At 53.8% G+C, this 12,125-nt stretch carries 10 protein-coding genes; 5 read left to right on the top strand and 5 right to left on the bottom strand.

All coding sequences use genetic code 11. The features are described 5' to 3' along the window. Nucleotides 1–762 precede the first annotated feature (762 nt). Nucleotides 763–1,932 (bottom strand): alpha/beta hydrolase, encoded by a 1,170-nt coding sequence (locus RBB75_RS13725; RefSeq protein WP_353068397.1) that lies wholly within the window; start codon nucleotides 1,930–1,932, stop codon nucleotides 763–765. Between the two features lie 154 nt (nucleotides 1,933–2,086). On the opposite strand from RBB75_RS13725, the gene RBB75_RS13720 reads away from it, so the two are divergent. Continuing rightward, a complete protein-coding gene (locus tag RBB75_RS13720) occupies nucleotides 2,087–2,257 on the top strand; it encodes a hypothetical protein (RefSeq protein ID WP_179637313.1) in 171 nt (56 codons plus the stop codon). A gap of 258 nt (nucleotides 2,258–2,515) precedes the next feature. Here RBB75_RS13720 and RBB75_RS13715 read toward each other — a convergent pair whose 3' ends face one another. From RBB75_RS13715 to RBB75_RS13700, 4 genes are read right to left on the bottom strand one after another with little or no spacing between them, the layout of a single operon-like run. Continuing rightward, nucleotides 2,516–3,445: a hypothetical protein gene (locus RBB75_RS13715; protein WP_179637312.1), complete on the bottom strand. Its 930-nt coding sequence runs from the start codon at nucleotides 3,443–3,445 to the stop codon at nucleotides 2,516–2,518. Continuing rightward, entirely contained in the window at nucleotides 3,442–4,152 is a 711-nt protein-coding gene (locus tag RBB75_RS13710) for a glycosyltransferase (RefSeq protein ID WP_179637311.1), read from the bottom strand. The genes RBB75_RS13715 and RBB75_RS13710 overlap by 4 nt, the downstream gene beginning before the upstream one ends. Next, nucleotides 4,149–4,733, bottom strand: coding sequence for an SAM-dependent methyltransferase (locus RBB75_RS13705; RefSeq protein ID WP_179637310.1), 585 nt, complete (start codon nucleotides 4,731–4,733; stop codon nucleotides 4,149–4,151). The genes RBB75_RS13710 and RBB75_RS13705 overlap by 4 nt, the downstream gene beginning before the upstream one ends. Then, a complete protein-coding gene (locus tag RBB75_RS13700) occupies nucleotides 4,730–5,422 on the bottom strand; it encodes a PIG-L deacetylase family protein (protein ID WP_353068396.1) in 693 nt (230 codons plus the stop codon). Before RBB75_RS13700 ends, RBB75_RS13705 begins: the two co-directional genes overlap by 4 nt. Nucleotides 5,423–5,706: 284 nt before the next feature. On the opposite strand from RBB75_RS13700, the gene RBB75_RS13695 reads away from it, so the two are divergent. The 4 genes from RBB75_RS13695 (at nucleotide 5,707) to RBB75_RS13680 (ending at nucleotide 12,052) form a co-directional block, all read left to right on the top strand. Continuing rightward, nucleotides 5,707–7,797 carry a catalase gene (locus tag RBB75_RS13695; RefSeq protein WP_179637308.1) on the top strand — a complete coding sequence of 697 codons (2,091 nt, stop codon included), beginning with the start codon at nucleotides 5,707–5,709 and terminating at the stop codon, nucleotides 7,795–7,797. Between the two features lie 279 nt (nucleotides 7,798–8,076). Next, entirely contained in the window at nucleotides 8,077–8,793 is a 717-nt protein-coding gene (locus RBB75_RS13690; RefSeq protein ID WP_257030863.1) for a 2Fe-2S iron-sulfur cluster-binding protein, read from the top strand. Beyond that, complete coding sequence (locus RBB75_RS13685; protein ID WP_179637307.1) at nucleotides 8,790–9,815, top strand: FAD binding domain-containing protein; 1,026 nt, start codon at nucleotides 8,790–8,792, stop codon at nucleotides 9,813–9,815. Before RBB75_RS13690 ends, RBB75_RS13685 begins: the two co-directional genes overlap by 4 nt. Further along, the gene (locus tag RBB75_RS13680) at nucleotides 9,812–12,052 is read left to right on the top strand and encodes a xanthine dehydrogenase family protein molybdopterin-binding subunit (RefSeq protein WP_179637306.1); all 2,241 of its coding nucleotides are present in this window, start codon (nucleotides 9,812–9,814) and stop codon (nucleotides 12,050–12,052) included. Before RBB75_RS13685 ends, RBB75_RS13680 begins: the two co-directional genes overlap by 4 nt. The last annotated feature ends 73 nt before the right edge of the window (nucleotides 12,053–12,125 follow it).

Below are 12,125 nucleotides of genomic sequence, written 5' to 3'. Positions count from 1 at the left end.
CCCTTGTGGGCCAACGTGTGCTAGGCTTCACAGCGCTGACCACTCAGATCCCTCACTTCGCAACAAAACCAACCTGGCGATCCTGGTGCCTCCATTGGACGACGCTTCCGAGATTTTCTGGAACGGGGAGAAGGTGACAAGCGATGGTTTGTAACTGGAATACCCCAACTTGCGAGAAGTGTTTGAATGAGCAAGTTAACGTTGTCAAGGTTTGTTCTTAGCTTTTCCTCAAAGGGTTTGCTTTTTGTTATTGCTCTTGGTTTCGTTGCTTTTGACCGGGTTTGTATTTGTATTCTGGGAGCTGTCATGATGCAAGCTCCGTGCTAGTTGGGGGTCCGATAGGTGAGTCGATGCTGCCATTTCTCGGTCAATTTTATGAAGGCCAAAACGCGCACGCATTTATCGGAACACATAGAAAGTTGGTGGGCATTTTGGGAATGCTCGCGAAAGGCAAGTGTTTATGGGTCATAGACAGCAGAGATAAGACGCATGAGTTTCGAGGTTGCCTTCTGACCCTCCTGTTAGTCTCTTGAAGGTCACTGGAAGGGCGGCGGCACACCCGAGGCCTCGAGCCGGATCAGCTGGGCCGGCATGAAGACTAATCTTCATTAGGTAAACCTCACCTGAATCCGTGCGTGCTTCAACGATGCAAAGCCCCTAACAGAATGATACGCGTCACCTTGAGTGCTGCAACTCCGGGTAGGAATGGAACGCTCTGCGGAGGATCTGCTTCTCGCCTCTGTTCCGCGTGCTGACGACGTTTCAACGCCCTAAATGCTTGTCGAAGAAAGCCGCAATCTCTCCAAAGGCTTCCTTCGTTTCGGGTAATCGGTCGTCCCTGCTGAACTGCGCATGAGACTGTCCCTCATAGATTTCGAGCTCCGCCTCAACGCCTGCCTTGCGCAGCTTGCGATGCACTCGCACCGTATTGCTTAGCAGAAGATCGCGGGTGCCCGTCGTCAGAATCGTCGGTGGAAATCCGTTCATATCGCCATACACCGGCGACAGCAGCGGATCTTTCAGATCATGCCCTTGCGCATAAACCTTCGTCGCCGCGTCGCAGAACCCATCCCGCGACACCAGCACGTTATCCACCCTCTCATTCGTGTAGAAGCTGTCACCCACCTTGGTCACGTCGGACATCGGCGTACTTGGTGCGATCGCTCCCGGCATCGGCAGCCCAAGCTGCTTCGCCCGCAGCATCATCTCCAACACCAGCGCCCCACCCGCCGATGTCCCCAGCACGCCAAGGTTTTCCGGCTTCATGGTCTTCAAGACTTCCGCATACACCTTCATTGCATCATCGAGTGCGGCTGGGAAGTAAGCCTCGGGCGGCATCCTGTAGTCGACCGCGATCACCTTATAGTGCCCGAACCCCGCCATCATGATCGCCTCTGACGTCCCGGACTCACCGGGAAACAGAACATAGCATCCGCCATGCACCTGGATCAGCACCTTGTCCTTATGCTCCGGCGGGATCACATCCGGCGTCTCGATGTATACCTTCACTCCCGCAATCCTGGCAGCTTCGACCTTCACATGCATCCGCTCCCGCATTGCGGGAAGATTAGCCACGGTCTGTGCTGCTTGCTTATCCGCTGCCGCTCGCCACTCTTCACCCGTCTTCCACAGAATGTTCCACGCCGGATTGAGCGGGGCCCCTATAATCGTCTGCATTCCCGGACTAACGTCAGTCGGAACCGGCAGCGTGATCGCCGGAATCTGCCGCGGCGCAAGGGGCGCGGTGTTTGCTTGAGCGAAGACAGGGACTGTCGCTAAAGTTGCCGCACCATAAATAGTTATCTTCCTGAGTGTATTCATTCGGCCTTGTATCCCGCGCTGCTCGTAGACTGTGCGGCCGCCCGTCACCGTCATCAGCGCCAAGGCATTATCTGGGTCGATCGCAGCAAGTCGCGGCCGTTGTCTCTGCATTTTAATCAGTTTATACGGAAGGCGTATAAAACATTTGTCAGGGTAGGCAGCATCCCAAGCTCATCGCAGACGTTGTACGCCGCTTGCTCTGGCCATAACCTGCCCCTATTCTGCTTCGCCACGGAAATAGCTTGGAGTCGAACGAGACGATTTGGTGATTGAGTTCCAGTTTGAAGATGATGTCGCTCCGATTGTTGCGGTTGTAATCGTCACTGCAGCATTCCGTTGGTTGCGATTGAAGTTCCTCGTCCTCACGATACATTTTTTGGAGTTAGCAACTACCGCCGCCGCTGCCCTCTCCATCCGGAATACATCGGGGATTTGAGGGTGTACCTGATGTTGGGTTCCTGGGCTATCGCGGGCAGGAATGAGAATGAGGCGAGCAGGGTGACAAGGAGGCGCGCGGTCCGGACGTGGGAACGCATGGCTCAGAACATGTACGAGCGTGCTTCAATCCAAATACGAAAAGATAGAAGCAGAATGTGAAACACGCCCGAGTAAAAAAGCTCGAGAATGATCGGGATGTGAACGACTAGGACAGCAAAGTTGGCGAGAAGCCGCGATCACAACTCTGTGTTTTCGATTATCTAATTAGACGGCCTAAGGACTCTAAGTCACGCTCCCCATGCGATTGGCGCATATAGAGATCTGCTTCCTGATAACGACGTGACGTCTCTTCGTTCATGGACAATGGATGTGGACCATACGCTCGAGAGAACCGTTGGAGCGTGTTAGTGCCCATCTGTTCAATCAGATGACGAACCTGTAACGCGCGACTCTGTGCAGCCTTCGAATCGAATGGTGCTGCATCGATCTCCCCGCCTGCCTGCCTGATTAGCGCGTACATACCCCAGACACTAGCCTTCATAGCGCCAAGATGAGCGAAGGTATGAGGGTCGTCACGTTTACTAGCGAGTGCAAAATCTAATAGCCCCGCAACGCCGCCTGCCCAGCACGCCGCAGGTCCGCACGCACCATGCCAGAAACCCGGTCTCTCAAGATACCAACCTGGATCTCCAATCAAGGAGTCCTGTGACAGCCGCAGTTCCATGAATTTGATCGCCCCCGTCTGTGTATTGCGAAAAGCGTCCGTCTTCCAAACGTCGAGATCCAAGCTGATCTGGTTTGGATTTTTCCTTAAATCTACCTCGACGAGGCGCTCGTCGGGAAGTCCAATGGTGAGCAGGGCTCGATCAACTATTCCGAGCCCACTGCAGAACGGCTTTCCGCCGCTGATGTGAAAACCATCTGCGGTTCGCTCTAGGCGAATTATGTGATTTGGAATCTCGGAAGCCCAAACCGCGTAGAGCATATTAGGTTCAGCACTGCGTCCGGCCTCCGCGAGGATAGCCACCGCATCCCAATGAGCTTCTGCGAGCTTCGCCAAGCTGAGATCCTCTCGCGCTATCTCGGCCAGCAGATGATGGCGCTCGGCTGTATGACCCCGTCCCGGGAGTGGCAGCTTCTGCTTAACCACGTCGGAGAGTCGGGACTTCAGTTCGTCCGCTGTCATCCTATAACTCCATTGTGTGCGGCAAGAGCATCTGCGAAGCCGAGCGGCGCACGCCCCATCCGTCTTCCACTGGTTATGACACGTAAGCTAGCGTCTGAAATGCGTTGATGTATTCCTACATTCAGACGCCGCCACAGATCATGATCTTCTGCGCTTGAAAGATCTTGCCAGCCCCCGGCTTTAAGATACACATCCGCTCTCACTCCAAAGTTGGCTCCATGCACGTGGGGATGAGTTCCGTCCGGGTGGATCAAATAAGAAAGACGGAATCGCTCCGGGACGGAGGAGTCGTGGTCGATGAAGGAGTCCACATCGATAATGCCCGCAACCGCAGCGACTCCTGTCTTCGCATACTCCATTTGATCCTGGAGCCAGGTGACAGGTACTTCACAGTCGGCATCGGTATTCGCCAGCCAGCAGACTTTCCTTGGTCCCTCATAGCGCTCTAACGCCAGCTGCACACCTAGTGCCCGCGCGGTACCCACACAGCCCGCTTCAATCCCGATGACTGTTCCGCTTTCCTGGACGATCTCCTGAGCGATGCCGAAGGAATTATCTGTTGACTGGTCGGTCACGACGATCAGGTCGCTTGTTACGTGCGAGGGCAGCATCAGACGAGCCCTTTGTACGGACCGAAGGCATCTGGGAAGGAGGTCTTGTTCGTCCCGAGCCGGAATGACGATCGCAATATGCCAATTAGCTTTCACAAACGCACCAACCGATCAAGTCTCATATTTTGGTTGCGTTCTGAGTGCTCGACCAGAAGCCCTGGGTGGGCAAGCAGAATCTCGTGGACCTCATCGCCCGAGATGTAATGATCCTGGGAATGGCCTAGCCAATGCGCGGCCAGAACGGTAGCGCCTTGAGGAATCGAATCGACAAATGTGGAGGTTATCTGCTGCCAAGTTTGAGGGGAGAAGTAATAGCCTATTTCGCTCAAAACGAGGAGATCAAAATCCTTCACTGGCACTCCGTCTGGTAGCGCTGCGCAACGTACTTCAACATTCGGCAGATGAGCACATCGTCTTTGAGCCTGCATACTTGCAGACGGCGAAAAGTCGATGGCATCAACGGCGTCACAGTATGCAGCTAGACGTTCTGTGAGAACGCCGATGGAACAACCCGGTTCAAATGCCCGGCGATAGGTCCTGTGAGAAATTGCATTGATGATTGAATCGTAACGTCTTAGTTCGTAAGCACTGCGCGAAAAGTCCCAGGGGTCAGCATTCTCCCGATACTTCGCTTCAAAGAAATCAGGAGACGACTCGAATTTGGTATCGACACTCACCGGATGTAGACCTCATATGCACGTTGAGTGGGCATCAACAACTCGGGCGAAAGGATAGGCTGGCCATCAGCATGCTCGAATTGAGAGGCATGAGCCTCCAAGGCATGACGTTTTATTTGGAGCTCCGCATCTGTGAGTGAGACCTTTTCGACCGATAGTCCTTCAAGCATGTCGGGTACTCCCCGATGCCATGTCCAAAAGAGGTAGGAAGTAAGAGGGACACTTTTGATTTGGGCGACTCGAGCTGCCGCTCTTCCAACTGCCTCATGGTCGGTATGAAAGTCGCGTTTCCACGGGGCGACTAGGTGCATCTCACCTTTGATCATCGGCAAAAGTAAATCTACGAGCCGATCCTCGCAGGCCGACACATCTCGATCTGGCAGGCAGAGACGGCGAACCATGGATTCCGGTACGCCAAGCCGATGAAGGGCTTCAACCTGTTCCTGCACTCGAATGTCTCCCATATTTTGTGTGTCGGAATAAGCGTTCTCTCCATCCGTAACAGCCACTACTATCACCGTTACGCCTTGCCGGCAAAGTCTGGCGATAAGACCACCCGCCCCGAGAGTCTCATCATCGGGATGCGGGGCTAGCACGAGCGTCGGAATGAGGGGTGGCTCCCAATTGGGGAGATGCCGTAATTTAGGAAGCCATTTCGTTTCTGAAGTTAAGGGGACAATCGTCGGCATCGTCTATGGACCACTTGAGGGAGAAATGAGAGACAGACAGCATCGATACCTAATGTCTGATGCCGTCCCATATAGGTCTAAGTTCCTGTGATTCGAAATTTGTAGACAGATAAGTTCTGCAGACTTTGTGAAAATTCATAATGTCAAAAATTCCATGTCTGCCATATTTTGCATCCCACATCCAGCAGCCATACCAGCGCCCATCTTGCAAGACCGACGACCGTCGAGGACAGACCCCGGTATAGCAGTAAGTTCAAAAATCATTACGTAAAGGGTCAAAAAATATGTCTAAGACGAAGAAGCCGGCTAAAAACTTAGGGGCTGAATATCAAATAGGCGCCGGTGGAGAACTCCATCAAACTGCAGGTGGTACGCATCCTCAACTAACAAATCAACGGGGTCTTGTAGTCGGAGATGATGAAAACTCCCTAAAGCTCGGAGAGCGTGGTCCTGTCCTGATTGAAGATCATTTGCTCGTTGAGAAGACTCAGCACTTCGACCATGAGCGTATTCCCGAGCGCATCGTTCATGCTCGTGGATTCGGTGCGAAAGGCTATTTTGAGCTGACGCACTCATTAGGCGGGATTACCAAGGCGCGAGTGCTGACCAAGGTTGGAGTCAAAACTCCGGTATTTACTCGGTTTTCGACTGTTGCTGGCAATATGGGCTCAGCGGATACGGCTCGCGATGTTCGAGGCTTTGCCGTCAAGATGTATACCGATGAGGGTAACTGGGACATCGTTGGTAACAACATCCCTGTCTTCTTCATTCAGGACTCCATAAAGTTCACTGATCTCATCCATGCGGCCAAGCAGGAACCAGATCGCGGATTTCCGCAGGCACAGACGGCACACGATACGTTTTGGGACTTCGTGTCACTCGTTCCCGAATCGACGCACATGCTTATGTGGATCATGTCTGACCGCGCAATCCCTCGATCTTTCAGAATGATGGAAGGGTTCGGCGTGCATACCTTCCGACTTGTCAATGAAGCTGGTGACTCGACGTACGTGAAATTTCACTGGCGTCCAAAGCTTGGCATGGCATCGATCATTTGGGACGAAGCCCTAAAGATTTCGGGCGCCGACCCTGACTTCCATCGTCGAGATCTGTGGAACGCGATCAACGAAGGAAACTTTCCAGAGTGGGAGCTCGGTGTTCAGCTTTTCGACGAGGAGTTCGCGAACAAATTCGAGTTTGATGTACTTGACGCGACCAAACTCATTCCGGAAGAGACGCTCCCTCTAAAGATCATTGGCCGATTAGTACTGGATCAAAATGTCGACAACTACTTCGCAGAGACGGAGCAGGTCGCCTTCGCAACCACCGACGTGGTTCCCGGAATCGACTTCACGAACGATCCACTGCTCCAAGGTCGCAACCTTTCCTACATCGATACTCAGCTAAGCCGCCTCGGTGGGCCAAACTATGAGCAGATTCCCGTCAATGCTCCCCGCTGCCCGATGGCCAACATGCAGCGAGACGGCCACATGACCATGATCCCGCAGAAGGGCCGTGTTTCGTATTCGCCGAGCTCTCTTGAAGCAGACTCCCCTCGTCAAGACCCGAAGAACGGATTCACATCATTCCATGCCTCCAAAAGCGGAGATAAACTGCGTGTCCGAGCCGAATCTTTTAGCGATCACTTCTCCCAGGCGCTGATGTTTTTTAACTCCCAAACGGAACCGGAGCAGAACCACATTATATCGGCGTTCATCTTCGAATTAAGCAAGGTGGAAACCAAAGCAGTCAGAACAAGAATGCTCGGGCAACTTGCAAATGTTAGTTCAGAGATTTCGCAGAGGGTGGCGAATGGGCTCGGTATGCTTGGCGTAACGAAAGCAATTCCGGCTAAAGTCGCGGCTAGAACGGACCTTCCCGCCTCTGATGCACTCAGCATTCATAAAAAGTCGAAACCGGGACTCAAAACTAAAGTAGTCGGCTGTCTCGTGGGGGACGGTTCCGATGCAAGGGCGGTGCTCGCTCTACGAAAAGCTGTGACTGTGGCCGGGGCCAACCTGAAGATCGTCGCCCCGAAGATAGGAGGCGCCGCCGCCTTGGACGGAACTATTATTGAGGCCGACTTTCAGCTTGCCGGTGGCTCTTCAGTACTCTTCGATGCCGTGTACGTTTTGCTTTCGAAGGAAGGCGCAACGAAGCTTTCTACCGAGGGCGCTGCTATTGCTTGGGTTCACGATGCGTTCGTTCATCTAAAGGTCTTGGGTGCCTCAGCTGCTGCGAAGCCGCTCCTTGACGCTGCAGGCGTTGTTAGGGATGCCGGTGTCGTCATCGGAGATGACCACAAAACTTATTTGAATAAAGCAAGCAAAGGAAGAATTTGGAGCCGGGAACCCAGCGTTCGATCGGTCTTCTAATTGTGTGAGAGGGACAGAAGCAGCAGGAAGCGTTCGAGCATCGGCTGACTGACAGCTGTGGCACGTCAACAGCCGCACGGCAGCTGTTTGTCTCTGATAAACGACTCAAGACTCCGCTGTATGTCTGGTCTCTACTCCGAACTAGAACCGTCTTACGTGTTCTAATATCGCCCGATCCGGAACTCTTATGGACTCATTGAACCCCTGAGCATCTTTCAGGCCAATTTTTTCGTCTACCTCTGTAATCCATCTCGATGGACACCGACCCGGAGTAGACAGATGAAAGATTTGCTTGGTATGGAACCCAGCCGCGAAGATTGCGAACAGGAAGAGCGGGAACTGGAAAATAATGGGTTGCAGTTTGAGCTGACGCGGCGGCGGTTTATGCAGACGGCAAGCGTGCTTTCGGCGGCAGTCGCAGTTGGATTGCCGGGAATTGCTGTTGCCGAGACCTCAGCGACTCTGCCAGTGACACTGAAAGTGAATGGTAAATCTCAGCTGCTTTCTCTCGACAGTCGTACTTCGCTGCTCGATGCTCTGCGAGATCATATGGAGCTGACAGGCACCAAGAAGGGTTGCGACCATGGACAGTGCGGAGCATGTACGGTTCTGATCAATAGCCGCCGCGTGAACTCCTGTCTGACTCTGGCATTCGCCGCTCAAGGTGCCGAGATCACCACTATCGAGGGACTAGCAAAGACTTCCGAGCCAAAGGATGTTAGCGAATTGCACCCCATGCAGGCGGCTTTCCTCGAGCATGACGGTTATCAATGCGGCTATTGCACACCGGGCCAGATTTGCTCAGCGGTGGCCGCAGTCGACGAGCAAAGACGGGGAGCCTTATCAATCGTGAGTTTTCATACCGGCAAGACCGATCAGCCGGAGATGACAGACGATGAAATTCGAGAGCGAATGAGTGGCAATATCTGTCGGTGCGGGGCCTATCCAAACATCGTAGCCGCAGTTCGTGCAGTGTCGAGAGGGGTGTCGGCATGAACTCCTTCAGCTATGAGAGAGCACTAGCACCGGATAAAGCGATTCGCTCAGGGTCTGCGCGGGGGGCAAAGTTTCTGGCGGGCGGAACGAACCTCGTCGATCTGATGAAGTACGGAGTTGAGTCACCGACGACCCTTGTGGATATCAACCATCTGGAACTGGCCCAAGTGACCAAGAGTGCCGACGGTGGCGTAGCAATCGGTGCGCTGGTGAGAAACTCCGATTTGGCAGATCATACATTGATCAAGAGTCAGTATCCGTTGCTCTCGCAGGCGCTGTTGAGTGGCGCTTCTCCTCAACTACGCAATATGGCAACGACGGGAGGCAATCTGCTGCAGCGGACTCGCTGCTATTACTTCAACGATGTCAATTTCCCTGCTTGCAACAAGCGTGTGCCGGGATCTGGTTGTGCAGCGATTAAGGGCTACAACCGCATTCACGCAATTCTCGGCCAGAGTGATAAGGGCTCAACCAGCGGAGAGAGCTGCATCGCGACTCATCCCTCCGACATGTGCGTCGCGATGGCAGCGCTGGACGCGAAGGTGGAGGTTGAGGGGCCAAAAGGAAGACGCATAATTCCATTTGCCGAATTTCACAAACTGCCGGGGACGACCCCTTGGGTGGAGACGGCACTTCGTGCAGACGAGTTAATTGTGGGCGTGACATTGCCGCCACCTAAGTTTGCGAAGAATGCTTACTATTTGAAGGCTCGTGACCGAAACAGCTATGCCTTTGCTCTGATCTCCGTTGCAGCGGGGCTGGAGATGGATGGCGATCACGTTCGGTCCGCAGGCCTCGCGCTTGGCGGCGTTGCATTGAAGCCCTGGCGGAAAGCCGAGGCGGAAAAAGTGCTGGTAGGCAAACCCGCAAGAGCGGAGACGTTCAGTCAGGCCGCAGACATTCTGCTTCAAGGGGCGATCGGCTACGAGCATAATGCCTTCAAAATTCAACTGGCAAAGCGCGGTGTGGTGCGAGCACTAATACTTGCCTCTCAGGGCACCACCGAGGGAGTACAGGCATGATGCAGGATACGGAAGCGGCACCAAAGGCAGTCAAGCAACTCGATCACCGTTATGAAGGAATCGCCAAGGTAACAGGGAGAGCAAAGTATGCGGCTGAGTTTTCGGAGCCGTTTTCTAAGGCTGACCTCACGTATGCGTACATCGTTCAGTCTACGATTCCAAGTGGCACCATTGTTTCGATCGACCGCGTTGCTGCTGATCGAGCTCCCGGGGTGATCGCGATTCTGACACCATTCAACGCGCCGAAGCTGAATCCGGGACCGCCGCAACCACCTGCAAGAAGAAATCTGAGTCTTTTGCAGAACGCCGATGTGAACTACAACGGGCAGCCAGTGGCCGTTGTAGTCGCGCGATCGCTGAACGAAGCTAAGGCGGCAGCCGCCCGGCTGAAGATCAAGTATTCATCAAAGGTTTCGCGGGTGAATTTCATAGAGAACCTGAGCGAAGCAAGGTGGCCGAAGAACCCCGGCAAGGAGCCAGCCGGCAATCATCGCGGAGACTTGCAGGCTGCGTTCGCCAAATCCTCAGTCATTGTAGAGAACACTTATGTCACCCCGATTCAGCACCACAATCCGATGGAACCACATGCAACGATTGCGTGGTGGGAGGGTGAGAAGCTCAATGTTTATGACGCAACGCAGTACATCTCTGGTGTTCGCATGTCCTTGGCAAAAACACTGAACGTCCCCTTCGACTATGTGCGCGTAGTGAATCCAGTTGTGGGTGGAGGTTTTGGATCAAAGGGATCCATGTGGTCACACGTTCCGCTTTGCGCCATTGCTGCGAAGGTGACCGGAAAGCCAGTAAAGCTTGTTCTTGATCGCGAGCAGATGTTTGGACCCGTAGGTGGACGCCCTTCCACGGTCAATAAGATCAAGCTCGGTGCGAGCGCAGATGGAAAGCTGTTGGCAATGCAGCAAGATGTCGTGATGAATGCGTCGGTGATGGAAGACTTTGTCGAACACTCCGAAGGTCCAACGAAGAACCTCTATATGAGCGAAGCAAACTCGGTCACGGCGAAGGTGGTGGAGGTAAATCTCGGAGTCTCGACCTTCATGCGTGCGCCGGGCGAGGCACCTGGAACTGCGGTGCTCGAGATCGCCATGGATGAGTTGGCAGAGAAGCTGAAAATGGACCCGGTGGAGCTGCGACTGGTGAATTACGCAGATAAAGATCCGAGCCACGATCGGCCGTGGTCAAGTAAACACCTGCGCGAATGTTATACGCAAGCGTCGGAACGTTTCGGATGGTCAAAACGAGGTATCACGCCTGGCGCCAAGACCGAAGGCAACGCGCTGATTGGGTACGGCATGGCAACGGCGACTTATCCGGCAAATCGTAGCGCTGCGCAGGCGGTTGTGCGGATGCTCTCCGGCGGAAGAATGTTTGTAGGATCGGGAACCCAAGATCTCGGCACCGGTACCTACACGATCATGGCCCAGCAGGCCGCGGCTGGTCTCGGAATCGACCCCAAAATGGTTGAGGTAAGGCTTGGTGACTCTACCCTACCGAAGGCGCCCGTGTCCGGAGGGTCGCAATCTTCGGCTTCTGTACTCCCAGCGATTCAGGACGCAACGACTCAGTTGAAATTAAAGCTGGCAGACTTAGCTATCTCTGACACTGGGTCTCCATTACATGGACTTAAGACGCTAGACATCGAGGCTAAAGATGGCAAACTCATCAACAAGAAAAATCAATCGCAGACCGACAGCCTCGTTGATCTGATAGCGCGGAACGGGGGAAAGCCAGTGGAAGCGACGGGGTCTGCCGAACCCTCAGAGTCTAGGGATGCTATGACTTCAAACTCGTGGGGCGCGGTCTTCGCTGAAGTCGCGGTCGATAGAGATACTTATATGGTCAAAGTGCGGCGAGTTGTTGCAACGTACGACATCGGGACGCTGCTCAATGACAAAACAGGTCTGAATCAACTAATGGGTGGCATCACATGGGGCGTGTCCTTTGCCCTATGTGAGGAGGCCCATGTCGACCCGGTCTACGGGCGCGTTGTCAACGAATCGTTAGCCGAGTATCACGTTCCAGTGAACGCTGATATAGGAACGCTGGACGTGACCGTGCTGAACATTCCGGATGTCAAATTCAATCCGATTGGATCACGCGGTATTGGAGAGATAGGGATCACTGGAGCCGCTGCCGCGGTCGCGAACGCTATTTACAACGCAACCGGCAAAAGAATAAGAGAATACCCGATCACGCCAGACAAGATTATGACGGCTTAAGCTCAACAGATGCCGAGTTACTAACTAAGACTAAGCTGCGATCCTGTTGCTTGATACTCGCTGCTCGCTCGTG

It is taken from the genome of Tunturibacter empetritectus, assembly GCF_040358985.1.
GTDB lineage: Bacteria > Acidobacteriota > Terriglobia > Terriglobales > Acidobacteriaceae > Edaphobacter > Edaphobacter empetritectus.
This window is presented reverse-complemented; position numbering and strand designations above follow the sequence as displayed.